General features: G+C 70.5%; 28 protein-coding genes and 1 tRNA gene. 4 read left to right on the top strand and 25 right to left on the bottom strand.

The window, feature by feature from the left end; all coding sequences use genetic code 11:
- Nucleotides 1–528: 528 nt before the first annotated feature.
- The 11 genes from AB0J46_RS04145 to AB0J46_RS04195 form a co-directional block, all read right to left on the bottom strand.
- Entirely contained in the window at nucleotides 529–1,026 is a 498-nt protein-coding gene (locus AB0J46_RS04145) for a hypothetical protein (protein WP_364326192.1), read from the bottom strand.
- The gene (locus tag AB0J46_RS04150) at nucleotides 1,023–1,523 is read right to left on the bottom strand and encodes a hypothetical protein (RefSeq protein WP_358289098.1); all 501 of its coding nucleotides are present in this window, start codon (nucleotides 1,521–1,523) and stop codon (nucleotides 1,023–1,025) included. The genes AB0J46_RS04145 and AB0J46_RS04150 overlap by 4 nt, the downstream gene beginning before the upstream one ends.
- A gap of 6 nt (nucleotides 1,524–1,529) precedes the next feature.
- The gene (locus AB0J46_RS04155; RefSeq protein WP_364326195.1) at nucleotides 1,530–2,690 is read right to left on the bottom strand and encodes an MlaD family protein; all 1,161 of its coding nucleotides are present in this window, start codon (nucleotides 2,688–2,690) and stop codon (nucleotides 1,530–1,532) included.
- Nucleotides 2,687–3,667, bottom strand: coding sequence for an MCE family protein (locus tag AB0J46_RS04160; RefSeq protein WP_364326197.1), 981 nt, complete (start codon nucleotides 3,665–3,667; stop codon nucleotides 2,687–2,689). Before AB0J46_RS04160 ends, AB0J46_RS04155 begins: the two co-directional genes overlap by 4 nt.
- A complete protein-coding gene (locus tag AB0J46_RS04165; protein ID WP_364326200.1) occupies nucleotides 3,664–4,653 on the bottom strand; it encodes an MCE family protein in 990 nt (329 codons plus the stop codon). Before AB0J46_RS04165 ends, AB0J46_RS04160 begins: the two co-directional genes overlap by 4 nt.
- Nucleotides 4,644–5,636 carry an MCE family protein gene (locus AB0J46_RS04170; RefSeq protein WP_364326203.1) on the bottom strand — a complete coding sequence of 331 codons (993 nt, stop codon included), beginning with the start codon at nucleotides 5,634–5,636 and terminating at the stop codon, nucleotides 4,644–4,646. Before AB0J46_RS04170 ends, AB0J46_RS04165 begins: the two co-directional genes overlap by 10 nt.
- Nucleotides 5,633–6,688 carry an MCE family protein gene (locus AB0J46_RS04175; protein WP_364326206.1) on the bottom strand — a complete coding sequence of 352 codons (1,056 nt, stop codon included), beginning with the start codon at nucleotides 6,686–6,688 and terminating at the stop codon, nucleotides 5,633–5,635. The genes AB0J46_RS04170 and AB0J46_RS04175 overlap by 4 nt, the downstream gene beginning before the upstream one ends.
- Nucleotides 6,685–7,467 (bottom strand): ABC transporter permease, encoded by a 783-nt coding sequence (locus AB0J46_RS04180; protein ID WP_364326209.1) that lies wholly within the window; start codon nucleotides 7,465–7,467, stop codon nucleotides 6,685–6,687. Before AB0J46_RS04180 ends, AB0J46_RS04175 begins: the two co-directional genes overlap by 4 nt.
- Nucleotides 7,464–8,210, bottom strand: coding sequence for an ABC transporter permease (locus AB0J46_RS04185; protein ID WP_352325424.1), 747 nt, complete (start codon nucleotides 8,208–8,210; stop codon nucleotides 7,464–7,466). Before AB0J46_RS04185 ends, AB0J46_RS04180 begins: the two co-directional genes overlap by 4 nt.
- 71 nt (nucleotides 8,211–8,281) lie before the next feature.
- Entirely contained in the window at nucleotides 8,282–9,283 is a 1,002-nt protein-coding gene (locus tag AB0J46_RS04190) for an ABC transporter ATP-binding protein (protein ID WP_364326212.1), read from the bottom strand.
- A gap of 127 nt (nucleotides 9,284–9,410) precedes the next feature.
- The gene (locus tag AB0J46_RS04195) at nucleotides 9,411–9,977 is read right to left on the bottom strand and encodes a TetR family transcriptional regulator (protein ID WP_364326215.1); all 567 of its coding nucleotides are present in this window, start codon (nucleotides 9,975–9,977) and stop codon (nucleotides 9,411–9,413) included.
- Between the two features lie 92 nt (nucleotides 9,978–10,069).
- On the opposite strand from AB0J46_RS04195, the gene AB0J46_RS04200 reads away from it, so the two are divergent.
- Nucleotides 10,070–10,483 carry a nuclear transport factor 2 family protein gene (locus tag AB0J46_RS04200; protein ID WP_364326218.1) on the top strand — a complete coding sequence of 138 codons (414 nt, stop codon included), beginning with the start codon at nucleotides 10,070–10,072 and terminating at the stop codon, nucleotides 10,481–10,483.
- Between the two features lie 140 nt (nucleotides 10,484–10,623).
- Here the strand turns inward: AB0J46_RS04200 and rplL are convergent, their stop codons facing one another.
- The 8 genes from rplL to AB0J46_RS04240 all read right to left on the bottom strand — a co-directional run bounded on the left by rplL (nucleotide 10,624) and on the right by AB0J46_RS04240 (nucleotide 15,551).
- Nucleotides 10,624–11,016 (bottom strand): 50S ribosomal protein L7/L12, encoded by a 393-nt coding sequence (gene rplL / locus AB0J46_RS04205; RefSeq protein ID WP_357967396.1) that lies wholly within the window; start codon nucleotides 11,014–11,016, stop codon nucleotides 10,624–10,626.
- Between the two features lie 72 nt (nucleotides 11,017–11,088).
- A complete protein-coding gene (gene rplJ / locus AB0J46_RS04210) occupies nucleotides 11,089–11,613 on the bottom strand; it encodes a 50S ribosomal protein L10 (RefSeq protein WP_125642941.1) in 525 nt (174 codons plus the stop codon).
- A 239-nt stretch (nucleotides 11,614–11,852) separates the two neighbouring features.
- A complete protein-coding gene (locus AB0J46_RS04215) occupies nucleotides 11,853–12,680 on the bottom strand; it encodes a DUF1396 domain-containing protein (protein ID WP_352325430.1) in 828 nt (275 codons plus the stop codon).
- A 273-nt stretch (nucleotides 12,681–12,953) separates the two neighbouring features.
- Nucleotides 12,954–13,673 carry a 50S ribosomal protein L1 gene (rplA, locus tag AB0J46_RS04220; RefSeq protein WP_352325431.1) on the bottom strand — a complete coding sequence of 240 codons (720 nt, stop codon included), beginning with the start codon at nucleotides 13,671–13,673 and terminating at the stop codon, nucleotides 12,954–12,956.
- 60 nt (nucleotides 13,674–13,733) lie between these two features.
- Entirely contained in the window at nucleotides 13,734–14,165 is a 432-nt protein-coding gene (gene rplK / locus AB0J46_RS04225) for a 50S ribosomal protein L11 (RefSeq protein ID WP_125642947.1), read from the bottom strand.
- Between the two features lie 117 nt (nucleotides 14,166–14,282).
- Nucleotides 14,283–15,080 (bottom strand): transcription termination/antitermination protein NusG, encoded by a 798-nt coding sequence (gene nusG / locus AB0J46_RS04230; RefSeq protein ID WP_358289131.1) that lies wholly within the window; start codon nucleotides 15,078–15,080, stop codon nucleotides 14,283–14,285.
- 75 nt (nucleotides 15,081–15,155) lie between these two features.
- The gene (gene secE, locus AB0J46_RS04235; protein WP_125642950.1) at nucleotides 15,156–15,401 is read right to left on the bottom strand and encodes a preprotein translocase subunit SecE; all 246 of its coding nucleotides are present in this window, start codon (nucleotides 15,399–15,401) and stop codon (nucleotides 15,156–15,158) included.
- Nucleotides 15,402–15,478: 77 nt separating this feature from the next.
- Nucleotides 15,479–15,551 (bottom strand) — tRNA-Trp (locus AB0J46_RS04240).
- Between the two features lie 158 nt (nucleotides 15,552–15,709).
- Here AB0J46_RS04240 and AB0J46_RS04245 point away from each other — a divergent pair.
- Nucleotides 15,710–16,918 carry a pyridoxal phosphate-dependent aminotransferase gene (locus AB0J46_RS04245; RefSeq protein WP_364326224.1) on the top strand — a complete coding sequence of 403 codons (1,209 nt, stop codon included), beginning with the start codon at nucleotides 15,710–15,712 and terminating at the stop codon, nucleotides 16,916–16,918.
- 105 nt (nucleotides 16,919–17,023) lie between these two features.
- Here AB0J46_RS04245 and AB0J46_RS04250 read toward each other — a convergent pair whose 3' ends face one another.
- Nucleotides 17,024–17,542 carry a hypothetical protein gene (locus tag AB0J46_RS04250; RefSeq protein ID WP_364326227.1) on the bottom strand — a complete coding sequence of 173 codons (519 nt, stop codon included), beginning with the start codon at nucleotides 17,540–17,542 and terminating at the stop codon, nucleotides 17,024–17,026.
- Nucleotides 17,543–17,583: 41 nt separating this feature from the next.
- Complete coding sequence (locus AB0J46_RS04255) at nucleotides 17,584–18,168, bottom strand: hypothetical protein (RefSeq protein ID WP_364326230.1); 585 nt, start codon at nucleotides 18,166–18,168, stop codon at nucleotides 17,584–17,586.
- Nucleotides 18,169–18,274: 106 nt separating this feature from the next.
- Between AB0J46_RS04255 and AB0J46_RS04260 the strand changes: the two genes are divergently transcribed.
- Nucleotides 18,275–19,297 carry an adenosine deaminase gene (locus AB0J46_RS04260; RefSeq protein WP_358289143.1) on the top strand — a complete coding sequence of 341 codons (1,023 nt, stop codon included), beginning with the start codon at nucleotides 18,275–18,277 and terminating at the stop codon, nucleotides 19,295–19,297.
- Here AB0J46_RS04260 and AB0J46_RS04265 read toward each other — a convergent pair.
- Nucleotides 19,286–20,026 (bottom strand): hypothetical protein, encoded by a 741-nt coding sequence (locus AB0J46_RS04265; RefSeq protein ID WP_364326233.1) that lies wholly within the window; start codon nucleotides 20,024–20,026, stop codon nucleotides 19,286–19,288. The two genes, AB0J46_RS04260 and AB0J46_RS04265, sit on opposite strands and share 12 nt — an antisense overlap.
- Nucleotides 20,013–20,558, bottom strand: coding sequence for an RNA polymerase sigma factor (locus tag AB0J46_RS04270; RefSeq protein WP_358289149.1), 546 nt, complete (start codon nucleotides 20,556–20,558; stop codon nucleotides 20,013–20,015). Before AB0J46_RS04270 ends, AB0J46_RS04265 begins: the two co-directional genes overlap by 14 nt.
- A gap of 116 nt (nucleotides 20,559–20,674) precedes the next feature.
- On the opposite strand from AB0J46_RS04270, the gene AB0J46_RS04275 reads away from it, so the two are divergent.
- Nucleotides 20,675–21,412, top strand: a complete 738-nt coding sequence (locus AB0J46_RS04275; RefSeq protein WP_352355331.1) for a methyltransferase domain-containing protein — start codon at nucleotides 20,675–20,677, stop codon at nucleotides 21,410–21,412.
- A gap of 56 nt (nucleotides 21,413–21,468) precedes the next feature.
- Here AB0J46_RS04275 and AB0J46_RS04280 read toward each other — a convergent pair whose 3' ends face one another.
- On the bottom strand, nucleotides 21,469–22,353 hold the full coding sequence (locus tag AB0J46_RS04280) for a carbohydrate ABC transporter permease (RefSeq protein WP_358008693.1): 885 nt from the start codon (nucleotides 22,351–22,353) through the stop codon (nucleotides 21,469–21,471).
- Nucleotides 22,353–23,237 (bottom strand): sugar ABC transporter permease, encoded by an 885-nt coding sequence (locus AB0J46_RS04285; RefSeq protein WP_364326238.1) that lies wholly within the window; start codon nucleotides 23,235–23,237, stop codon nucleotides 22,353–22,355. Before AB0J46_RS04285 ends, AB0J46_RS04280 begins: the two co-directional genes overlap by 1 nt.
- Nucleotides 23,238–23,302: the final 65 nt, after the last annotated feature.

A 23,302-nucleotide genomic window follows, 5' to 3' on the forward strand; every position in this document is an offset into this window, starting at 1 on the left:
AGATCAGGAACTTCGAGGGGCTCCTGGATGCGCGCGAAAGAGACGCGACGGGGACCAGCGGGTACGGCGGAGGCGTTGCGCGAGGCTGCCAACAGATGTCCTTCCGAGGGCTCGCGGCGGACTGACTACACGCACGCCAGACAACCTCGCAACGTGAGCAAGCATCACGGGTCGTCAAAGGGCAGCGCAAAGGGGCAGTGTAGCCGAACGGCACACGCCTGTCCACTTCGCTCTCGCTGCATGCTCCACGTTGGTCGCAGCATCGCCCGTTCAGCCGCAAACGTCAAGCCCGCGAGCCCGACTTTTAGCCGCCTAGAGGCCCGGACGCTGGGTTTTCTCCCCAGTGTGATCGGGCGCCTACCGCCAGGCCCAAGACGATACCCGCGATCGTGGGCGGTTAACGCTCCGTCACCCCGGGGGTCGAACCCATGCCGACCGCCGGTGTAGCTGTGACTGGAGTACCCCTATCAAGGGCTTCACCAAACCTGATTTTTGGTAACAATTGAAGGTAGCGGCACGCCCGGCGGCTCAGGCCGTTCCCAGCAGCGTGGACAGCCCCTCGACCAGCCATCGCCCGCCTTGCCTGACCATGACGAACCGGGCTCGGTTCTGGGTCACCTGTTGCTGAGGCCTGTCCTGGTTCGGCACTACTTTTACCGTAACCATGTTCACGAACAACAGGACCTCGACCCTGTCGGGCGTGGCGCGCTCGACGCCGGCGTCCACCACGGCCGCGGTGCGCACGGTCTTCTCGGCCTTCGCCTTGGACACCAGCGACGTGGTGAGCTCCTTGTAATGCCTGGTCAGCTCGCCCGTGGTGTACGCCCCGGCCCTGGCCAGGTCGGCCTCCACCGAGCGGTAGTCGTAGGAGAACATGTCGGGGGCGACCTGGCGGGCCGTCGCCATCGCCTCGGCCCCGGCCCCTTCGGCCCCCCGCAGGTCACGCAGGTCGAACCACATCCTGGGCACCAGCACGCCCGCGACGATCACCAGCACGCCGAGCAGCACCACAGTGACGGTTCTCACACCACCTGCACCACCTTCGACACCAGCCACACGCCGCCGGCCTTGGTCACGTCCATCGTCCAGCGGTAGAAGCGCTCCTGGGGCGGGCTCTTGGAGCCGTCCCAGCGGATCTCGGCGTCGGCCACCACCAGCACCTTCGCGGTGCCGCCGGACATCGACACCAGGCCGGTCGCGCGCAGGACGCCGTGCTGGACCACCTTGTTGGCGACCGTGGTGCTCTTGAGCTTGCCCGCGATGGCCTGGTAGCCGGTTCTGGCCCCGCCCGTGCAGGTGTCGAGGATGCGCTGCACGTCGGCGTCGACGGTCCTGTAGTCGAGCGAGACCAGGTTCTTGGCGTGGGTGCCGGCCGCGAGCAGCGCGGCCTGCCGGTCGTCGGCCAGGGCCTGCGCGTCACGCGCCTGGAGGGAGATCCACACGCCGGCGGCGACGAGCGCCGCCAGCGTCACGCTGAGGGCGGCCACGAGGATGCGTGCCGGGCGCGCGGGAAGTGCTCCCACCTGTGCTCACCCCTTCCGGCCGGTCGCCGGATCATAACCCGCGAGCCAGTCCTGAAGCCCTGGAATCGACGGAGGCGGTTGGGGAGCGGGGGCGTTGCGGGCGCCGCGCACGCCGGTCGCGCTGCCGCGCGGCTCCCTGCAGAATGCCTCCGGGTCGGGCGGCCGGGTGCTGACGTCGTGGGGCTGCCGCCTGCGTACGCCCTCGTAGCCGCGGGTGCACGGCCTGGGGACGTTGAGGTCGAGGTCGAGGCCGAAGTGCAGGCCGTCCCGGTCGACCACGGAGAAGGCGCCCGCGACGGCGGCCGGGTAGCCGATCAGGAGCTGCCGGAGGGCGGTGACCCGGGCGGAGACCGTCCGGCCGCCGATCACCAGATGGGTCAGCAGCGGGCGCAGGTGAGGCGCGACGCCGTCGGTCAGGCGTTCGAGCTGCTCGGTCGCGCGCGGGGTGCGGCCGATCACGTGGGCGAGGTCGCCGCGACCGTCGCGGAGCGAATCGGTCAAGCTCGCCAGATTCCCGGCGAATGCCTTCAGATGGCTCCCAGAGGCCCGCTGAGCGTCGAGCACGGTCTCCCCGTCGTGAAGCACCGCGACCGTCTCGGGAAGGACGCTCTCGGCCTGTCCGAGCAGCTTCTCGCCCGCGTCGGCCAGCCGTCGCAGGGCCGGCCCGTTGCCGCCGAGCCCCTCGTCCAGCTCGGTCACGACCGTCTCCAGGTCGCGCGGGTCGATCGAGGCCAGCAGGCGGTCGGTGTCGCCGAGCAGCTTGGACGTGGGCACCGGCAGCCGCGTGTGCGCGCGGTCGATCACGTCCCCCTCCCGCAGGTACGGCCCCGCGCCCCCGGCGGGCCGCAGGTCCAGGTACTGCTCCCCCACCCCCGACCGGTTGGCCACCACCGCCAGCAGGCCGCGGGCCGGGACCGGGTCGCCGGACCCGAGCCTGACCACGGCCCGCGCGCCGTCGCCCGCCACCGCCAGCGACTCCACCCGCCCGATCGGCACCCCTCGGTAGGTCACCTCCGAGCCGTCGAACAGCCCGCCCGCGTCGGCCAGCTCGACCGTGACCCGGTAGGCGGGGTCGAACAGGTCGGCGCCCACCCGGGCGTACCTGACCAGCGTGTACGCCACCGCCACCACCCCGATCAGCGCGAACGCCAGCAGCCTGACGGTCATCGCGCACCGCCGAGCAGGTTGCGCAGCGTGGCGCCGGGCGAGGCGTCGACGGTCAGGTCGGTGTTGGCGTAGTCGCCGCGCAGCATGGACGAGGCCGACCCCGGGAACGGGAATGTGATCGCGGTCGCCAGCCCCGACGCGACGCTGTCGCGCGCCCGGTCGAGGTTGAGCAGGAGCTCGCGCAGGCGGCGGAGGTCGGCGAGGGCGTCGGCCTGGGAACGCTGGACGACGCGGGTGGCGGTGCGGCCGAGCCGGTCGAGGGCGGCGAGCATGGCGGTCAGGCCCGCGCGCTGGCCCTTGAGCAGGGTGACGGCCGGGCCGATCTCGGTGGCGGTGGCCCTGATCGTGGCGCGCTGGGCGGCCAGGGTGCCGGTGAGGCCGTCGAGGGCGTCGATCAGCCGGACGATCTGCTTCTTGGAGCCGTCGAGCCCTGCGGCGAACGCGCCGAGCCTGCGCAGCAGGTCCTTCAGCCGGGCCGAGCGGCCGTCGAGCACGTCGGCCAGCTCGCGGTTGACGGTCGCGATCTGGTCGAGGCCACCGCCGTCGACCAGCAGCGAGGCGGCCGACAACACCTCCTCGACCTCGGCCGTCGTGCTCGTCCGGGCCACCGGGATCGAGCCGCTCAGCCGCCCGCGCCCGGCGGGCAGCAGCTTGACGAACTTCTCCCCCAGCAGGCTCGTCTGCGAGATCGCCGCCGAGGTGCGGTCGGGCAGGGCGACGTCGCCACGCACCTGGCAGACCACGTCGGCCCGCCAGTCGTCGCCCAGCTCCACGCCGGTGACCTCGCCCACGGTGACGTCGTCGACCTTGCACGGCGAGCGCGGCACCAGATCGAGCGCATCGGTGAACCGGATGGTCACCGCGTACGGCCGCGCGCCCAGGTCGGCGCCGCCGGGCAGCGGCAGCGAGGCCACCCCCTCGAAGCCGCAGCCGGCCAGGGTCGCGAGCAGCAGCGCCAGGACGAGCGGGCCTCTCATCGCACGGGTCCTTCTGGCAGGGGGTCGGGCGGCCGGATCGAGGCGGGCAGCGGGACCAGGTTCTGGATGATCGTGTCGAACCAGCGGCCGTTGCCGGTGGCGTCGGCGAGCTGCCGGGTGAACGGCCCGAGCAGGGCCAGCGACCGGTCGAGGCTCTCCTCCTGGCGGCGCAGCACGGCGACGAACGAGCGCAGCCGTTCGAGCGCGGGTCGCAACGTGGTCCTGTTGTCGGCGACCAGCCCGTCGATCTGCCCGGCCAGCACCACCGTGTTGACCAGCAGCCCGTGGACGACGGCCCGCCGCGCGGAGACCTCGCGCAGCAGCAGGTCGCCGTCGGTGACCAGGCCGTGCAGGTCGGCGTTGCGGCGGGCCAGCAGGCCGGTGACGGTACGGGCGTGGCTGACCAGGTCGTGGAGGCGGGCGTCGCGGGCGGCGACGGTACGCGAGAGCCTGCCGAGCCCCCGGAGGGAGGCCCGGATCTCCGTCGAGGAGCCTTCCATGGTCTGCGACAACACGGTCATGGCCGCGGCCAGGGCCCGCTCGTCGACGCGTCCCGCGGCCGCGCCCAGGTCGGCGACGGCGGGCGCGACCTCGTAGGGGACGCTGGTGCGCGACAGCGGGATCTGCCCCTGGAGCCGGCCGCCGCCTTCGGGGACGAGCATGACGAAGTGGGCGCCGAGCAGGGTCTTGATCCGGATGTCCGCCCTGGTCAGCGAGCCGAGCCGGACGTCGTCGGCCACCCGCAGATCGACGCGGACGTGGTCGCCTTCGAGATCGACGCCGGCGACCTCCCCGACCTTGACCCCGGCGATCATCACGTCGTCGTGCTCGCGCAGGCCCGCCGAGTCGGCGAACGCGGCCGAGTACGTGCTGCCGCGCGGCAGGCCGCCGACCGCCAGGGCCGCCACGACCAGCGCGAGGGCCACGACGATGCCGCCGACGCCCAGCGGCACGGGATCGCGTCTCCTGAAGGGGGTCAGTGGCATCGCGGGCTCCCGTTGACGATCTTCGGAGTGCGCACGCCGCCGCTCCTGACCGTGAGCGAGCAGAGGTAGAAGTTGAACCAGGACCCGTAGGAGGAGGCCCGGACGAGCCGGCCGAGGCGGTCGGGGGCGCGGGCGAGGGTGTCCTCGACCAGGGCGCTCCTGGCGTTGAGCGCCTTGAGCAGCCCGTCCGCGTGCCGGACGCTCGCCCGCAGGTCGGGCCGGGCCCTGCGGACGAGGTCGCCGGTGACGTCAGTGAGACGGTCGAGGGTGGCCAGCGAGTCGCCGATGGCCTCGCGGTCGCCGGCCAGGCCGCCGATCAGGGCGCGCAGGTCGATCAGCAGGCGGTCGTAGTCGTGCTCCCGGCCGGCGATCTCGCCGAGCACCGTGCCGAGGTTGGTGATCACGCGGCCGATCACGGCGTCGCGGTCGGCGAGCGTGCCGGTGAGGGAGGCGATGTGGCCGAGCAGGGCCTCGACCGTGCCGCCCTCGCCCTGGAGCACCTGGACGATCTGCCAGCTCAGCTTGTTGACGTCCTGGGGGCGGATGGCGTTGAGCAGCGGCCTGAAGCCGTTGAACAGGGCCGTCACGTCGAGGGCCGGGCGGGTGCCGGCCACGCGGGCGCCCGGCGGCAGCAGGCCGGGGCCGCCGGCGCCGGTGGACAGCGTCAGGTAGCGGTCGCCGACGAGGTTGCGCCAGCGGACGGCGGCCACGACCGAGCGGGGCAGCGCGGTGGTGCGCCGTACCGAGAAGGCGACCTCGGCCTGGACGCCCGCCAGCGTGACGCTCTCGACCCGGCCGACCCGCACGCCGGCGATGCGCACCTCGTCGCCCTCGCGCAGCCCCGAGGCGTCGGTGAACAGGGCGTGGTAGACGACCGCGGCGGTGAAGCGGGCGCCCGAGATCGTGATCGCGAGGGTGGCCACGCACAGGGTGGTGACGAGGGCGAAGACGGCCAGCTTGAGCGCCGGCCAGAGCGTGCTCACCGCAGCATCAGCCTCGCCAGGTCGGCCGTGCCGTCGTCGAAGCGCACCCCCGGGAAGGGCACGGGCGCGTGGTCGGGCAGGCCGTAGCAGGCCGGGCCCCTGCGGTCGGCGTAACGCGGGGTGTCCTTGCCCGGTTCGTACGGGTGCGCCGGCCGGACGATCTCCAGCACCGCCTTCGCGCTGCCGTGGCCGAAGGCGTTGTCCAGCAGCGGCCGGAGGCGGTCCAGGCCGCGCAGCACGCACGGGATGACGGGCGCGTGGTGGGCGGCCACGTCGAGGGCCGGGCGGACGACGTGCGGCAGGCCGACGATGCCCGGTTCGTCCGTGGTCAGCAGACGGTCGGCGGCGGTGGCGGCCCGGGTGACGGCCGCGCTGGCCGGGCCGATGGGGGCGGCGGTGAGGGTGCGGCTGATCGCGGCGCTGTTGGCGAGGGTGCGCAGCAGGTCGGGGGCGGCCTGGCCGTACCGGGCGGTGACGTCGGCGAGCTTGGCGATGTCCCGTTTCAGCGCCGGCAGGTGGGGCTGGAGGCGGCGCAGGTAGGCGTCGGTTCTGTCCAGGGTCGTGCCGAGCCGGGCGCCGCGGCCGTCCAGGGCGGTGGCCAGGGCGTTCAGGACGGCGTTCAGGCGTTCGGGGTGGACGGCGCGCAGGTGGGCCAGCAGGCGGTCGAGGATCGCGGTGATCTCGACGGCGGCGGCCGATGACCTGATCACGTCGCCGTCGCGCAGCGGGCCGCGCGGCGAGCTGGGCGGGATCAGGGCGACGTACTTCTCGCCGAACAGGGTCTTGGCGCGCAGCTCGGCGGTGGAGGCGCGGTCGACGTCTTGGTCGAGGGCCAGGATGAGGCGGGCGCCGTGGTCGGCGGGCGCCAGGTCGGCCACCTCGCCGACCACGACCCCGTTGACCTTGACGTCGGCCCGGCGATCGAGCTGCAGCCCGGCGGCCGGCAGCAGCAGCGTGACGTGCCGGGCGGTGGAGAACGCCTTCGTGTAGACGGCCAGCGTCAGGGCCGTGAAGGCGGCGATGATGGCCAGGAGCGCGGCGCCGTGTCTCATCCGGCCAGCCTCACCGTCGTGGTCGTGCCCCAGATGGCCAGGCCGAGCAGGAGGTTGGCGACGTTGACCGTCACCAGCACCGCGCGCACGGCCCGCCCGACCGCCACCCCGACCCCGGCCGGACCGCCGGTGGCGTGGAAGCCGTGGTAGCAGTGGATGAGGATCACCAGGACGGCGAAGACCATCGCCTTGCCGAAGGACCACAACACGTCGTAGGGCGACAGGAACAGCTCGAAGTAGTGGTCGTAGGTGCCCGTGGACTGGTCGTGCAGCACGGTCACGATCAGGCGGGTGGCGACGTAGGAGGCGAGCAGGCCGAGCACGTACAGGGGCATGACGGCGGCGAAGCCGGCGATCAGCCGCGTGGTGACCAGGAACGGCACCGGCGGGACCGCCATGACCTCCAGCGCGTCGACCTCCTCGCCGACCCGCATCGCGCCGAGCTGGGCGGTGAATCCGCAGCCCACGGTGGCCGACAGGCCGATGGCGGACACCAACGGGGCGATCTCGCGGGTGTTGACGTAGCTGGACAGGAAGCCGGTGAAGGCCGAGCCCCCGATGCGGTCGAGGCCGGTGTAGCCCTGCAGGCCGACCTCGGTGCCGGTGAAGAAGGTCATGAAGGCGACGATCGTCATCGTGCCGCCGATCACCGCCAGGCCGCCGCTGCCCAGCCCGACCTCGGCCAGCAGCCTGAGCACCTCGCGCCGGTAGCGCGCGCCGACCGGGAGGGCCCTGATCGCCCTGGCGTAGAACTCGCCCTGCCGGTCGAGCGCCCTCATGACCGCACCAGCTCGTTGTAGACCGCGCTGATCAGGAAGTTCTCGGCGAACAGCAGCAAGGCGGCGAACACCACGGCCTGGTTGACCGCCTCCCCCACGCCCTTGGGCCCGCCCGCCGCGCCCAGCCCCTTGTACGCGGCGACGAGCCCCGTCGTGACCCCGAAGACCAGCGCCTTGCCCTCCGACACCCACAGGTCGGAGACCTCGGCCAGGGCGTTGAACGACTGCAGGTACGCGCCGGGCGAGCCACCCTGGACGACCACGTTGAACAGGTAGCCGGCGACCAGCCCGACCGTGACGACCAGGCCGTTGAGCAGCGGCGCGACCAGCGCGCACGCGGCGACCCTGGGCACGACGAGCCGGTGGAGCGGGTCCACCGCGAGCACCTCCATGGCGTCGATCTCGTCCCTGATCCGGCGGGCGCCGAGGTCGGCGCAGATCGCGCTGCCGGCCGCGCCCGCGATCATCAGCGCGGTCACCACCGGGCCCGCCTCGCGGACGATGCCGAGCACGGCGGTGGCCCCGGTGAAGGACTGGGCGCCGAACTGGCGGATCAGGTTGCCGGTCTGCATGGCGAGCACGGCCCCGAAGGGGATGGCGACCAGGGCGGTGGGCAGGGCGCTCACGCTGACGATGAACCACGCCTGCCGGACGAGCTCGCGCACCTGGAACGGCCGTCGCGCGGCGGCCCTGGCGGTGTCGAGCGACATGGCGACGAACCGCCCGACCTCCGCCGTCACCATGTGCGGCCGATCGAACGCGTGCAGTCACTGTCATAGGCCGCGAGGAGGTGCTTCTCGGTCGGATTCATGATCTAGGCGACGCCGTCGGCGTGGGCGTCGATCAGCCGGGGGTACTCCTCCAGCCAGTTGCGGCCGCGTTCGTCCACGAACGAGCCCTGCGGCGGGATCACGCCGTGGGCCGCCAGCCACCGGCCGGGCGGCTGCTGCGAACGGCGCAGCACGTTGCCGCTCGGCATGAGCTGCGGCGGGATCGGCGGCAGCCCGCCGGGGTCGTGGCCCATCCGGGCCTCGGCCTCCAGCTCGGAGACGTCCTTCTCCTCCGACATGCCGATCGGGCCGTGCCTGCGGGCGTTGAGGAACTGCCGCACCACCGGCTCGTCGCTGGACAGCAGCATCTCGCGCGGCCCGAACATGACCAGCTCGCGGCGGAACAGCAGCCCGATGTTGTCGGGGACCGTGCGGGCGGTGTTGATGTCGTGGGTGACGATCAGGAACGTGGCCTCGATGTCGGCGTTGATGTCGACGATCGTCTGGTTGAGGAAGGCGGTGCGGACCGGGTCGAGGCCGGAGTCGGGCTCGTCGAACAGGATGATCTCGGGGTCGAGCACCAGCGCCCTGGCCAGGCCGGCGCGTTTGCGCATGCCGCCGGAGATCTCGCCGGGCAGCTTGCCCTCGGCGCCGACCAGCCCGACCAGGTCGATCTTGTCCATCACGATCCGGCGGATCTCGGCCTCGGTCTTCCTGGTGTGCTCGCGCAGCGGGAAGGCGATGTTGTCGTAGAGGTTGAGCGAACCGAACAGGGCGCCGTCCTGGAACAACACGCCGAACAGCCGGCGCAGCTCGTAGAGCTTGCGTTCGGGGCAGCTCGCCAGGTCGTGGCCGTCGATCCAGATGTGGCCGCGGTCGGGACGCAGCAGGCCGACCAGCGTCTTGAGGAAGACGGACTTGCCGGTGCCCGACGGGCCGAGCAGCACCGAGATCTCACCCGCGGGCAGCGTGAGCGAGACATCCTCCCAGATGACCTGCCGACCGAACGACTTGGTCAACCCCTCGACCACGACCTCGACGCCCACTGGCCACCTTCCCGATCACAGGGAGCACACAGGGGATAACGTGCCGCACACTTTACTTCCAGGACGGACTCACGGTGGCGGCGTTCCGAGGAATTGGAGCCGGTTCCAACAACTTGTTACCTGCGCGTTATGAGACGTCGGGTCCAGTAAGGGCGCGCAGGCTCGGGCGCAGCAGCCCGGCGATGCGCTCCGGCGGGGCGTCGCGCAGCTCGGGCAGTTCGAGCAGCTGGTGGCCGACGGTCACGCCGAGCAGGATCGTGGTCATCAGGGCCGCGCGCAGGCGGGCGTCCTCGCCGGGGATCGACGCGGCGAGCCTGTCGACCTGCCGGGCGAGCGCCTCGCGGGCCGCCGTGCCCGCCTCGGGGTGGGTGAGCATCGAGCGCATCATCGCCAGCGAGCCCTGGGGCAGTTCGCCCATCTTCACGTCGAGGGTGCCGAGCAGGTGCTCGACCAGTTCCTCGGGGGTGGCGGCGGCCTCGGGGGCGGGCGTGGCGCGCACGGCGGCCCTGAAGAGCTCCTGCTTGTTGCCGAAGTACTGCATGACCAGGGCCGGGTCGACCTCGGCGGACTTCGCGACCGCCCTGATGGTGGCGCGCTCGTAGCCGACTTCGGCGAACAGCGCCCTGGCCGCGTCGAGGATCCTTCCCTCTGTTCTGCGCCGTCGTTCGGCACGGGGAAGCACTCGCTCGCTCACGGTCCGACTCTACCCGTGTTGACCGTTCGCCCGGATTCGCTCTACGCTCGTTGAGTCAACGGGTGTTGAGCGAGATGTGAGGGGTTGTGGCCATGACCGTCGAGGAGATCGTCGGCGCCTTCCACGGCGCGATGCTGCGCAAGTCGGCCGACGAACTGGCCGACCTGTACGCGGAGGACGGCAGGCACGAGTTCCCGTTCGGCGGGCTGCCGCCGTACGAGGGGCGGGAGGCGGTGCGGGCGGGGTACCGGGCGTCCTGGGGCGTCTCCCCCGCCGTGCCGCAGGAGGTGGAGCGGGTCGCGTTGCACCGTACGGACGATCCCGAGGTGGTGGTCGTCGAGCAGAACGCGCACGTCAAGGTGGGTGAGCGGGCGATCACCGTCCCGGGGCTGCTGGTGCTGCGGATCAGGGATGGCCGGATCGTCCACTGCAAGGACTTCATGGACGCGAGCGCCATCGCCAAGGTCCGCGAGGCCGCCCACGAAACCGGGATCGCTTCCGGCTGAGGTCGAGAACCGTGATGCCGCCGCCGGTTGGCCGGGCGACGAGACGCGGAGGAGAATGTCCCGTTACATGCGAAAAGAGGCGGTCACACCCGGCACCAGGGTGTGTCCGCCTCTTCCGAAGAGCTGTGTGAAGCGGGAAGTTACTTCACGGTCACGGTGGCGCCGGCGCCCTCGAGGGCAGCCTTGGCCTTCTCCGCCTGCTCCTTGTTGACCTTGCCGTCGAAGACCGGCTTGGGAGCGCCGTCCACCAGGTCCTTGGCCTCCTTGAGGCCCAGGGACGTGAGGGCGCGGATCTCCTTGATGACCTGGATCTTCTTGTCGCCGGCGGCCTCGAGGATGACGTCGAACTCGTCCTGCTCCTCAACGGCGGCGGCCTCGCCACCGCCACCGGCGGCGGGGGCGGCGGCGACCGCGACGGGGGCGGCGGCCTTGACGTCGAAGACCTCTTCGAAGTTCTTCACGAACTCGGACAGCTCGAGGAGGGTCATCTCCTTGAACGCGTCGAGCAGCTCGTCGTTGCTGAGCTTCGCCATGATGCTTTTCCTTACGTTTAGGACTTGCAGAAAACTAGGAACGGGACCGCGGAAGTTGCGGCAACCCCCGTGTTACTCGCCCGCTTCTTCGCGCTTGGCACGAAGGGCGTCGGCCAGCTGAGCCATCTGCGTGGGCAGCGCGGCGAAAACCGCGGCGGCAGCGCTCTGCTTCGCCTTGAGAGCACCGGCGAGCTTAGCGAGGAGGACCTCGCGGGACTCGAGGTCGGCGAGCTTGGTGATCTCGGTGGCGTCGAGCGTCTTACCGTCGAGCACACCACCCTTGATCACCAGAAGGGGATTGGCCTTGGCGAAGTCACGCAGACCCTTGGCCGCCTCGACAACGTCGCCGTTGACGAAGGCGATCGCGGTCGGGCCCGTGAGCAGGTCGTCGGGGAACGACAGACCGGCTTCGTTGGCCGCGATCTTGGTCAGGGTGTTCTTCGCCACGGCGAACTTCGCATTCTCACCAAGAGCAACGCGCAGCTGCTTGAGCTGAGCGACGGTGAGACCGCGGTACTCGGTCAGAACGGCGGCGCTGCTGCCTTCGAACTCGCTCTTGAGCTCGGCAACGGCTGTCGCCTTATCCGCCCTCGCCATGGGCCTCCTTCCAGGTGTGCCGCCGGCGAAGGCCCCTGGAAATGAGAACAGCCCCGGGCGCAGGGGCGCACGGGGCTCACATATGGAACTACACCATATGGGAAACTCGCATCACACCTGCGCGGGCCGTCCACAGAACGTGGATCCTTCGGTCGCCAGGACTGATGCACCTGACGACGACCGGCGGTCTTCGGCAACGACCAGAGTACGTGCTGGTCGCCGAGTTTCCAAATCGATTCTCAGTTGACGGTCGTCTTGGGCAGCTCACCGACCTGGTCCGCGGGCGGGGCCTCGACCTTCACGGGCTCGTTGAAGCCCTTGAACAGCAGGGTGGCGTCCAGTGTCGCGCCCTCCTTGGAGCCGTTCAGGGTGAGCTTGCGGGGCAGGCCGTCGCCGGCCACCCAGATGTCGAACTTGACGTCCTTGAGCTCGGCGAGGTTCGTCCTGGCCTGCTGCTGCTTGTCGGCGGGCAGCTGGCCGACGGCGGCGTCCACGGGGAACGTGCCGCTGTAGTGGGTGGTGTCCGCGCCGTTGACGCTCTCGGTGCCGACCTGCTTCACGTCCTTGGACACGGTGACCAGCTTGGTCACGTTGGCGAGGTCGAACTGCTGGATCTGGCTGAGGTACTGGTTGACCTGGTTCTGGTCGCCCACTTCGTTGAGCGCGACCTTGATCCACGGCTTGGTGGCGCCGACGAGCTGCTTGAGCGCCTCGACCTTCACATAGACGGTGTCACCCTGCAGGACGGCGCGCACGCCGCCCGGCAGGTTCCGGCCGCCCATGTCGACGGTGTCGAGGGTCAGGTCGACGGCGAGCTGGGGCTTGCTCTGGTAGAGCATGCGTCCCTGCACCTTGCCGTTGCCTTCTTGGGGGTGCGTCACGTTCGCGACGGCGTCCACCGTGTAGCTGGTGACCTCTGCGGTCTTCTGCGCGGCCTGCGCGAGCACCTCTGAGGCGGCCAGGTTGACCTGGATGGGCTGCACGTTCGTACCGCACCCGGCGACCGAGGCCGCGATGAGAGCAGCTCCGGCCACGGCGGTGGCGAGACTTATCCTGCGCTTCAGCATGTTTTGACCCTACGGTTGGCTTGTCCCATCGTGGCGACTTCCCCGCATAAATCGGGGAAAACCCAGGGTTCTCCCCCACAGGCTGTGCACGATTTCTGCACACGTCCGCTCACCTGGAGAGATCATCCACGCCGAAAAACCTGAACGAAACGGCTCCGACCCGGCGCCCGGCGGCACCCGGGCGAACCGGGACCCCGGTGCTCGACAGCACCCGGACAAGGCGAAAGGCCCCCGCCTGAGACAGGCGGGGGCCTTTCGAAGAACGTGCGGCCGTTACGCGTCGAGCTCGGCGGTCAGGCCACGGGTGAGGTTGGGGTCGACGGGGACGCCGGGGCCCATGGTGGTGGAGAAGGTGACCTTCTTCAGGTAACGCCCCTTGGCCGCCGACGGCTTGAGACGCAGCACCTCGTCAAGGGCGGCGGCGTAGTTCTCGATGAGCTGACGCTCGGGGAACGACGTCTTGCCGATGATGAAGTGCAGGTTGGCCTGCCGGTCGGTGCGGAACTCGATCTTGCCGCCCTTGATCTCCGTCACGGCCTTGGCGACGTCGGGCGTCACGGTGCCGGTCTTGGGGTTGGGCATGAGACCGCGCGGGCCGAGCACGCGGCCCAGACGGCCGACCTTGCCCATGAGGTCGGGGGTGGCGACCACGGCGTCGAACTCGTTGAGCCGGTTGCCCTTGGCGATCTCGTCGATCAGCTCGTCGGCGCCGACGATGTCGGCGCCCGCCTCGCGGGCTGCCTCGGCACGGTCACCGGTCGCGAAGACCAGGACCCGGGCGGTCTTACCGGTGCCGTGCGGGAGGTTGACCGTGCCGCGCACGATCTGGTCGGCCTTGCGAGGGTCGACACCCAGCCGCAGCGCCACTTCCACGGTGGCGTCGAACTTGGTGGTCGACGTCTCCTTGGCCAGCTTCGCGGCGTCGGCGGGCGTGTAGAGCTTGTCGCGGTCGACCTTGGCCGCCGCGTCCTTGTGCGCCTTGCTGCGCTTCATGTCTGTCTCCTTGTGGTACGCGGGCCGGGACCCGGCCCTCCCACGGATCTGGGAAAGGTCTTAGTCGGCGATCGTGATGCCCATCGACCGGGCGGTGCCGGCGATGATCTTCTCTGCAGCCTCGACGTCGTTGGCGTTGAGGTCGGGCATCTTGGTCTCGGCGATGCTGCGCAGCTGCTCGCGCGTCAGCCGGCCGACCTTGTCCTTGTGGGGGACGGCGCTGCCCTTGTCGAGACCCAGGGCCTTCTTGATCAGCTCAGGCGCCGGGGGCGTCTTCGTGATGAAGGTGAAGCTGCGGTCTTCGAAAATGGTGATCTCAACGGGGATGATGTTGCCCCGCTGGGACTCCGTGGCAGCGTTGTACTGCTTGACGAAGTCCATGATGTTGACGCCGTGGGGACCGAGGGCGGTACCGACCGGCGGAGCGGGCGTGGCCTGGCCAGCGGGGAGCTGGACCTTGACGAGCGCCGCGATCTTCTTCTTCGGAGGCATGAGTCCTTCTCCGGGTCCTGATCGTGATGCCGTCCGGACGCGGATGCGCCCGGACATGTCGGAAGGCCACCCTTCGCGAAAGGCGGCCGACCGAACGTCTAAGTGTAGGTGATCGTCTTAGATCTTCGAGACCTGGTTGAACGAGAGCTCGACCGGGGTCTCACGACCGAAGATCGAGACGAGCACCTTGAGCTTCTGCGACTCGGGGCTGATCTCGCTGACCGAGGCGGGCAGGGTGGCGAAGGGGCCGTCCATGACCGTGACGGACTCGCCGATCTCGAACTCGACCGTGGGGCCGCTGGCCGCCTTGGTGGTGGCCTTCTTGGCCTCCTCGGTCGGCTCGGGCGCCAGCAGCTTGGCGACCTCGTCGAGGCTGAGCGGGCTCGGCTTGTTGGACAGGCCGACGAAACCGGTCACGCCGGGCGTGTTGCGCACGGCGGCCCAGGACTCGTCGGTCAGCTCCATGCGCACCAGGACGTAGCCGGGCAGCACGCGCTCCTTGACCGGGACCTTCTTGCCGCTCTTGAACTCCTGGACGGTGTGCGTGGGCACCTCGACCTGGTAGATGTAGTCCTCCATGTTGAGCGACACGTTGCGGCTCTCGATGTTGGACTTCACGCGGTTCTCGTAGCCGGCGTAGGAGTGGATCACGTACCACTCGCCGGGGAGCCCGCGCAGGGAGCTCTTGAACTCCTCGACCGGGTCGACGTCGGGCAGGATCTCGGCCTCCGCGTCGGCGGGGGCCTCCTCCGACTCTTCGACCTCGTCGGTCTCGTCGGCCTCCTGGAGAGCCGCCTCGACGCCTTCGTCGCGAGCCTCACCCAGCTCGTCGCCCCATTCGTCGGTGGCCTCTCCCAGCTCGTCGTCGCCCCGCTCGTCGCGGGGTTCCTCGGCCGGAACAGAAGACTCGGACACGTGACCTTTCCTCATTTCCTCGAATCGAATGGTGTCGCCGTCAGCCGACACCACACGGTGTCGAGCTAGGCGGGATCACTCCCCGCCGAAGACGCGGAGGACGGCCCAGCCCAGAGCGGCGTCGAGCCCATAAACGATCGCCACCATGATCAGAACGAATACCAGAACGACCGTGGTGTAGGTGATGAGATCCTTGCGTGTCGGCCAGATGACCTTGCGGAGCTCGTTGACGACCTGCCGGTAGAAAAGGGCAGGTGAAGTGCGTGTCTTCTTCTCGCCACTGGGCTTGCCTGCGGTCTCGCCGCGCGTGTCGATCGCCACAGTCCTCACCTGAATCTGTCGTATCCAACGCAGTTTTGCGGCGCGCTTACACGCCATTATTGCGCGGACCGCACTCGCAGGGCACGAGGGACTCGAACCCCCAACCGCCGGTTTTGGAGACCGGTGCGCTACCAATTGCGCCAGTGCCCTATGTCGTCAACCACACTACCCTGATTGACTCACTGCCTGGACCGAACCGCTCGCCGACATGCGGCGGAAGGACCAGGCGAAAGCATACGGGGGATTGCCCGGTACGTCGAACCCAAACCTGATCGCCCAGGTCACGCCCGCGTGGGAGCATGGGAGGCATGTCCACGCGACCCCGTATCTCCGCAAGAATCTCCGCGATTTCCGAGTCCGCCACGCTCGCGGTGGACGCCAAGGCGAAGGCGATGAAGGCCGCCGGCCGCCCGGTCATCGGCTTCGGCGCCGGCGAGCCCGACTTCCCGACGCCCGGCTACATCGTCGAGGCAGCGGTCGAGGCGGCCCGCGACCCGCGCAACCACAAGTACACGCCGGCGGGCGGCCTTCCCGAGCTGAAGCAGGCCATCGCCGACAAGACGCGGCGCGACTCCGGCTACTCCGTCGAGCCGTCCCAGGTGCTCGTCACCAACGGCGGCAAGCAGGCCGTCTACGAGGCGTTCGCCACGCTGCTCGACCCGGGCGACGAGGTCATCGTGGTCGCCCCCTACTGGACGACCTACCCCGAGGCGATCAAGCTGGCCGGGGGCGTGCAGGTCGACGTGGTGACCGACGAGTCCACGGGCTACCTGGCCAGCGTCGAGCAGCTCGAAGCGGCCCGTACCGAGCGCACGAAGGTGCTGCTGTTCGTCTCGCCGTCCAACCCGACGGGCGCGGTCTACTCGCGCGAGGAGACGGTGGCGATCGGCCGGTGGGCGGCCGAGCACGGGCTGTGGGTGGTCACCGACGAGATCTACGAGCACCTGGTCTACGGCGGCGCCGAGTTCACCAGCATCGCCACGGCCGTGCCCGAGCTGGGCGACCGGGTCGTGATCCTCAACGGCGTGGCCAAGACGTACGCGATGACCGGCTGGCGGGTGGGCTGGCTGATCGGCCCGGCCGACGTGGTCAAGGCCGCCGCCAACCTGCAGTCGCACGCCACCTCCAACGTGGCCAACGTGTCGCAGAGGGCCGCGCTGGCCGCGGTCTCCGGCGACCTGTCGGCCGTGGCGGAGATGCGGTCGGCCTTCGACCGGCGGCGCCAGACCATGGTGCGGATGCTCAACGAGATCCCGGGCGTGTTCTGCCCGGAGCCGAAGGGGGCGTTCTACGCGTACCCGTCGGTCAAGGAGCTGCTGGGCAAGGAGCTGCGCGGCCGGCGGCCCGGGTCGTCGGCGGAGCTGGCCGAGCTGATCCTGGAGGAGGCCGAGGTGGCGGTCGTGCCGGGCGAGGCGTTCGGCACCCCCGGCTACTTCCGGCTGTCCTACGCCCTCGGTGACGACGATCTGGTCGAGGGCGTCAGCCGGATGGCCAAGCTGCTGTCCGAGGCTCACTGAGCGGCTCACGGGGCGCCCTGCCGGCTTCCGGGGCCGCGGCGGGGCGCCTACGCCGGCTCACGAAGCGGCTCACGAAGCGGCCCAGGCAGCGTCTCGGGAAGCGGTTCAGGAGGCGGCGGGTCTGACGGCGGCGGCGGTCTGGCGGAGCTGGGCGGTCATGCCGGGCGTGGCGGCGAGGTAGACGGCCGTGCCGGGGCTCTCCAGCCACATGAAGTTGCGCAGGCCGTCGCGGCTCGTCCAGCGCAGCGCGGGTTTGCCGCGGTAGGCGGTCAGGGTCGAGCGGGCCACCAGCGTGGCGAACTGCTCGGCCGTCCGCACGCCGCACACCACGCCCACCCGCAGTTGCTCGTCCTCGTCGTCGCGCCACGTCACGCCCCTGACCGTGAGCCGCCTGGCGAGCGCGCCCAGGCGGCCGAAGGTGCCGGCGCGGGCCAGGGGCGGGGGCGCGCCGGGGATCTCCAGCCTGGTCGATCCGCAGGCCAGCGTGACGGGTTTCCCGGTCGCCGGCTCGCTCGCCGACGGCGGCGGCGGGGTGGTGCTGGGCGGTCGCGGCGTGTCGCCGCCGCACCCGCCCGTGCCCGTGGCCAGCGCGAACGTGATGAACACCGCTGCCGGGCGCCGCATCGTCCCCCCATGACTCGTGGGATCAACCAGGGAAAAGGCTCCTAGTCTCCTACAGGAGCACGGGCCGAGGCGGCAATAGGCAGCAGCTCGGCGCCGAGTGAGTCGCTCACCCGGATCCAGACGCCCGTGCCGGGGCGTTCCAGCCAGGCGATCACCCTGCCGCCGCGCGGATGCGCGCCGACGACCGCGGGCCGGCCCCTGATCGTGGTCTCGCGGGGGTCCAGCACGCCGGCGTGCGCGCGGTAGGTGTCCCAGTCGGCGGCCACCGTGCCGTGCTCGACCTGGGCCTCCACGTAGCGCTTGGCGGTGCCGTACCTGGCCCGGACGCCGTCGGGGGCGATCGGGCCGCCGCCGCTGCGGCGCAGGCCGCGGGGCAGGTAGGTGAGCCAGAGGTCGTCGGAGACGACCGCGAGCGGCGGCTCGGCCCGCGCCGCCGCCGCGCCAGGGGCGGACGGCGCCTTCAGGGGCGGCGGGGGCACGTACGACGAACCCGCAGAAGGCGGGTGCGGACGGCCGAAACCCGAATGGAACAGGGCGTAGATGGCCAGAGCGGTCACCGCGAACGCCAGTCCGGCGAGCAGCGCGCGCCGGCCCTGCCCCGCGACGCCCGCACCCTCATGGATCACGGACGGTTGATCCCCCGATCCGGCCGATCTCTACCGTGCCGATGCCGGTCCCGCAGCCTTGGGCGACATGCGAATCCGCGCCTGGGGCCAGTGGCAAAATATGGAAATGCACCGGCCCCTGCACACGCTGCCCAAAGCCCATCTCCACCTGCACTTCACCGGCTCCATGCGGCACTCGACGCTGATCGAGCTGGCCAGGGAGCAGGGGCTGCACCTGCCCGACGCGCTGGAGCAGGACTGGCCGCCGCGGCTGCGGGCCACCGACGAGCGCGGCTGGTTCAGGTTCCAGCGGCTGTACGACATCGCCAGGTCCGTGCTGAGCCGTCCCGAGCACGTCTACCGGCTGCTGCGCGAGACGGCCGAGGACGAGGCGGCGGCCGGTTCCCGGTGGCTGGAGATCCAGGTGGACCCGTCCGGGTTCGCCGCGCGGTTCGGCGGGCTCACGGCCACGCTGGAGCTGATGCTCGACGCGGCGCGGCAGGCCGCCGAGCACGCCGGGGTGCACATGCCGGTGATCGTGGCGGCCAACAGGACCAGGCATCCGCTCGACGCGAACACCCTGGCCAGGCTCGCCACCCAGTACGCCGACCGGGGCGTGGTGGGCTTCGGCCTGTCCAACGACGAGCGGCGCGGCGCGGCGCGCGACTTCGAGCGGGCCTTCCGCATCGCCAAGCGCGGCGGGCTGCTGGCCGTGCCGCACGGCGGCGAGCTGCTCGGACCGCGCAGCGTGAGCCAGTGCATCGACGACCTGGGCGCCGACCGGGTCGGGCACGGCGTGCGGGCGGCCGAGGACCCGTGGCTGATGCAGCGGCTGGCCGACCGGCAGATCTGCTGCGAGGTGTGCCCGACGTCCAACGTGGGGCTGGGGGTGGCCGAGCGGGCGGCGGACGTGCCGCTGCGGCGGCTGTTCGACGCCGGGGTGCCGATCGCGCTGGGCGCCGACGACCCGCTGCTGTTCGGCACCCGGCTGCTGCGCCAGTACGAGCTGGCCAGGGAGGTCTACGAGTTCTCCGACGCCGAGATCGCCGAGCTGGCCCGGCAGTCGATCCGGTCCTCGACCGCGCCGGAGGCTGTGCGCAAGGAGCTGCTCAAGGGCGTGGACGACTGGCTGACCGGCTCACCGGAGTGACCCGGCGATCCGCACCGCCCGTTCCCTGGTGCCGGCGCCCTCCAGGCGGTAGGTGAGCGCGTCCCGCTGCCAGACGAGGGTGGGGGCGGCCTGGCGCAGGGGGATCTCGGTGCCGTCCTGGCGGCGGATGTAGCCGAGCGGATGCGCGCCGGGGATCCACCAGGCCGTGGTCCCGGCCATCTCGACGTAGTCGGGCCAGGGCGGGCCGAGCTTCTTGAAGAAGAACGGGTCCACGCCGCCCTGGAACTGGTCGAGCCGGACGCCGTCCGGCCAGAACATCGACACCAGCCGGCCCTGGTCGGCGACGGTGGCGCGGGCGGGGGGCCCGAGCTCGGCCGGGGTCCTGACCTGGAACCTCACCAGGCCCGGCAGGTCGTCCGGGGCCACCGGGTGCTCGCCGGGGAGGTTGGCGGTGGTCCGTACCGGGGTGGGCGGTGTGTCGCCGAGCTGCAGCTCGATGCCGGCCAGGCGGAGGACCCGGGCCACGGCGGCGCGGCCCTGGGGGGTGGCGGCCGTGACGGCTACGACGGCCAGCACGACGGCCACCACGATCCGCCACCGAGCCCGCCGTGTCCGTCGTGTCCGCCGCCTGCGCTTCTGAGGCTGGAGCTCCAGGCGGGCCCGGACGGCGGCGGCGACGTCGTCCGGCGGCGGGGACGGGGCGTCGAGGAGGGGGCCGAGCGCGGTCAGTTCGGCTTCCAGGTCGTCGAAGGGGTCATGCGAGTTCACCGCCCACCTCCTCCCTCAGCCGGGCCAGCCCCCGATGGGTGCTGGACTTGACGGTACCGACCGGCCAGCCGAGCACCTGGGCCGTCTCCGCCTCCGACAGTTGCAGGAAGTACCGGCACACGACCGCCTGGCGTTCCCGCTCGGGCAGGCCGCGCACGGCAGCCAGCAGCCGGGCCCGCCGGTCGGTGGCGACGGCCGCGCCCGCCGGGTCGTCGGGGGCCACCGGACCGGCGGGGTCGGCGGCGGTGAGCCGTACGGCGAGGTCGGAGCGGCGCCCGCGGGCCCGGGTCAGGTTGTGCGTCTCGTTGGCCACGATCCGCAGCAACCAGGGCCGGAAGGGCGCGTCCCGCCGGAACTTGGGCAGATGGCGGAAAGCCTTGACGAACGCCTCCTGCACGACGTCCTCGGCCTCGTCGCCCGCGCCGAGCATGGCGGCGGTGCGATGGGCGAGCGCGCTGTACCTGGCGACCAGGACCTCGTAGGCCCCCAGGTCACCGTCGAGCGAGCGGGCGATCGCCTCGTCGTCGTCCATGGCGTGTCAGATTCCATCGCATCCCCCCACGCGCGGGGAAGGGTGTTTCACGCATCAGGTCATCCTCAGGGGCATTAGACTCGTGCAATCCGTCTGCCCCTCAAAGGAACGGGACTATGTCTTCTGGGTATGACCGTGTAGTGCAGCCGGCGGCCGGTGACGAGGCCCTGGAGAACCACCTGGGTGGGGACGAGGCCAAGAACTATCGGCAGTACGAGTTCGACATGGTCGCCCCGCACGTCGGCCGTTCGATGCTGGAGATCGGCTCCGGGCTGGGCCACTTCGCCGAGCAGTTCCTGCCGCGGCTCGACCGCCTGGTCGTCAGCGACTTCGACCCCTACTGCGTCGAGCAGCTGGAGAAGCGCTTCGAGGGCCGCGACGACATCGACGTCCTGCAGTTCGGCCTGCCGACCGAGATCCCGCTGAAGGACAAGGTCGACACCGTCGTCATGATGAACGTGCTGGAGCACATCGAGGACGACGCCGAGGCGCTGCGCTCGCTGGCCCGCGTCACGCTGCCCGGTGGCCGGATCATCATCTGGGTGCCCGGCTACATGCAGCTCTACGGAGACTTCGACCGCAAGGTCGGCCACGTCCAGCGCTACACGCCGAAGACCCTGCGCGCCACGGTGGCCAAGGCGGGGCTCGACATCGACGTGCTCAAGCCGATCAACTTCCTGGGCGGCATCGCCTGGTGGGCGGCGGTCCGGCGGGGCGGCGTGGGCTACCCCGACCCGCGGCTGGTCAAGATCTACGACCGCACGGTGGTCCCGGCCACGCGGCTGATCGAGCGGTTCATCACCCCGCCGTTCGGCCAGACGGTGTTCTGCGTGGCCCGCGTCCCGCAGAAGTAGCCCGCAGAAGCAGAGCCCGGCCGCCACCCGGTGGGTTGGTGGCGGCCGGACGTTTTCTACTTGATCGAGCCGGCGGTCAGTCCGCCGACGACCTTCCGCTCGATCAGCGCGAACAGGATGATCACCGGGATGGTGGCGATCACCGAGCCCGCGAAGAGGTTCTGCCAGTCCACCTGGTACTGGCCGATGAACGAGTTCAGCGCGACCGTGAGCGGCTGGTTGGCCGGGGTCGTGGTCAGGGTCAGGGCGACCACGAACTCGTTCCACGCCGCGATGAACGTGAAGATCAGCGCGGTGATCACGCCCGGCATGGCCAGCGGCAGCGTGATCCGGAACAACGCGCCGAAGCGGCCGTTGCCGTCGATGAAGGCGGCCTCCTCCAGCTCACGCGGGATCGAGGCGAAGTAGGCGTTCAGGATCCACACCGCGAAGGCCAGGTTGAAGCCGCCGTTGACCAGGATCAGCGACCAGATCGAGTCCACCAGGCCGAACTGGTAGAACTCGCGGTAGATGCCGACGAGCATGGCCGTGGGCTGGAACATCTGGGTGATCAGCACCAGGATCAGGAACGCCGTGCGCCCCCGGAACTTGTGCCGGGCCGAGTAGTACGCGGCCGGCAGCGCCACGAGCAGCACCAGGATCGTCGAGCCGCCGGCGACCTTGAGCGTCACCCACAGGTTCCCGGCCAGGCCGCTGGTCCAGAAGTTGGCGAGGTTCGACCACACCCACTCGTCGGGCCAGAACGTCACCTCGCGCAGCGAGTCCTGCGACCGCAGCGAGGTCAGCAGCATGACGAGGTACGGGAACAGGAAGACGAACGCGACGATGTAGGCCGCGGCCGCCACGATCACGGTCTTGAGCCTCGGCATGCGGCGCTGCGCCCGTCCGCGGTGGCCGGGCTGGTGGCGGGTGCCGGCCTTGGACATGGTCTGCACGGCCATCACGCCACCTCCTTGTTCCAGCGCGACACCTTCAGGAAGATCGCGGTCAGCACGATCACCATGCCGAAGTTCACGACGGACATCGCGGCCGACTCACCGATGTTCGAGCCCTTGAGGATGAACATGAGGATGGTCGAGGTGGCCGTCGAGTAGCCCGGCTGGCCGTGGGTCATCGCCCAGATGATCGGGAAGCTGTTGAAGACGTTCATCACGTTGATCAGCGCGGCGACGGTGAGCGCGGGGCGCAGCAGCGGCAGCGTGATCGACCAGTACGTCCTGAGCTTGGTGGCGCCGTCCATCTTGGCCGCCTCGTAGACGTCGGCGGGGATGGTCGCGAGCCCGGCCAGCAGCGCGTACGTCGTGAACGGCACCGAGACGAAGACCGCCACGAACACCAGCCACGGCATCGCGCTGGAGGCGTCGCCGAGCTGGTCGGCGGAGGCGCCGCCCATCGCGTCGATGAACCCGAGCTTCACCCTGATCTGGTTGATCACGCCGACCTCGGGGTCGAGCATCCACTTGAAGATGATCGCCGTCATCAGCACCGAGGCCGCCCAGGGCGCGATGAGCGCCCAGCGGGCGATCTTGCGGCCGGGGAAGCGCTGGTTGAACAGCTGGGCGAGGGCGAGCGAGATCAGCACGGTGAGCGCGACGACCGCGACCACCCAGATCACGCTGCGGATCATGATGTCGGCGAAGTCCTTCTCGCCGAACAGCTTCGTGTAGTTGTCCGGGAAGTTGTTTCCCTGGACCACTCCGAACCGGCTGATCTTGAGGAACGACGACCGGATCATCTCGATCACGGGCCAGAGCACGACCAGCGCGATCAGCACCACGGCCGGCCCGATCCAGGCCAGGGGTTCGAAGGCGCGCAAGCTTCTCATGAGGAACCTTCCATGACGGTGGAGCCGGCGCGGGGACGCGACCCGCGCGCCGGCTCCACAGACAC

This window comes from Nonomuraea sp. NPDC049758 (genome assembly GCF_040674635.1).
In the GTDB taxonomy this organism is placed as follows: Bacteria; Actinomycetota; Actinomycetes; order Streptosporangiales; family Streptosporangiaceae; genus Nonomuraea.

What these genes read in the sequence shown, in the direction of transcription:
- AB0J46_RS04155 (WP_364326195.1), bottom strand. Translation starts at nt 2,690, where the DNA reads ATGACCGTCAGGCTGCTGGCGTTCGCGCTGATCGGGGTGGTGGCGGTG.
- AB0J46_RS04160 (WP_364326197.1), bottom strand. Translation starts at nt 3,667, where the DNA reads ATGAGAGGCCCGCTCGTCCTGGCGCTGCTGCTCGCGACCCTGGCCGGC.
- AB0J46_RS04165 (WP_364326200.1), bottom strand. Translation starts at nt 4,653, where the DNA reads ATGCCACTGACCCCCTTCAGGAGACGCGATCCCGTGCCGCTGGGCGTC.
- AB0J46_RS04175 (WP_364326206.1), bottom strand. Translation starts at nt 6,688, where the DNA reads ATGAGACACGGCGCCGCGCTCCTGGCCATCATCGCCGCCTTCACGGCC.
- AB0J46_RS04180 (WP_364326209.1), bottom strand. Translation starts at nt 7,467, where the DNA reads ATGAGGGCGCTCGACCGGCAGGGCGAGTTCTACGCCAGGGCGATCAGG.
- AB0J46_RS04185 (WP_352325424.1), bottom strand. Translation starts at nt 8,210, where the DNA reads ATGGTGACGGCGGAGGTCGGGCGGTTCGTCGCCATGTCGCTCGACACC.
- AB0J46_RS04200 (WP_364326218.1), top strand. Translation starts at nt 10,070, where the DNA reads ATGACCGTCGAGGAGATCGTCGGCGCCTTCCACGGCGCGATGCTGCGC.
- rplL (WP_357967396.1), bottom strand. Translation starts at nt 11,016, where the DNA reads ATGGCGAAGCTCAGCAACGACGAGCTGCTCGACGCGTTCAAGGAGATG.
- rplJ (WP_125642941.1), bottom strand. Translation starts at nt 11,613, where the DNA reads ATGGCGAGGGCGGATAAGGCGACAGCCGTTGCCGAGCTCAAGAGCGAG.
- AB0J46_RS04215 (WP_352325430.1), bottom strand. Translation starts at nt 12,680, where the DNA reads ATGCTGAAGCGCAGGATAAGTCTCGCCACCGCCGTGGCCGGAGCTGCT.
- rplA (WP_352325431.1), bottom strand. Translation starts at nt 13,673, where the DNA reads ATGAAGCGCAGCAAGGCGCACAAGGACGCGGCGGCCAAGGTCGACCGC.
- rplK (WP_125642947.1), bottom strand. Translation starts at nt 14,165, where the DNA reads ATGCCTCCGAAGAAGAAGATCGCGGCGCTCGTCAAGGTCCAGCTCCCC.
- AB0J46_RS04245 (WP_364326224.1), top strand. Translation starts at nt 15,710, where the DNA reads ATGTCCACGCGACCCCGTATCTCCGCAAGAATCTCCGCGATTTCCGAG.
- AB0J46_RS04250 (WP_364326227.1), bottom strand. Translation starts at nt 17,542, where the DNA reads ATGCGGCGCCCGGCAGCGGTGTTCATCACGTTCGCGCTGGCCACGGGC.
- AB0J46_RS04260 (WP_358289143.1), top strand. Translation starts at nt 18,275, where the DNA reads ATGCACCGGCCCCTGCACACGCTGCCCAAAGCCCATCTCCACCTGCAC.
- AB0J46_RS04270 (WP_358289149.1), bottom strand. Translation starts at nt 20,558, where the DNA reads ATGGACGACGACGAGGCGATCGCCCGCTCGCTCGACGGTGACCTGGGG.
- AB0J46_RS04275 (WP_352355331.1), top strand. Translation starts at nt 20,675, where the DNA reads ATGTCTTCTGGGTATGACCGTGTAGTGCAGCCGGCGGCCGGTGACGAG.
- AB0J46_RS04280 (WP_358008693.1), bottom strand. Translation starts at nt 22,353, where the DNA reads ATGGCCGTGCAGACCATGTCCAAGGCCGGCACCCGCCACCAGCCCGGC.
- AB0J46_RS04285 (WP_364326238.1), bottom strand. Translation starts at nt 23,237, where the DNA reads ATGAGAAGCTTGCGCGCCTTCGAACCCCTGGCCTGGATCGGGCCGGCC.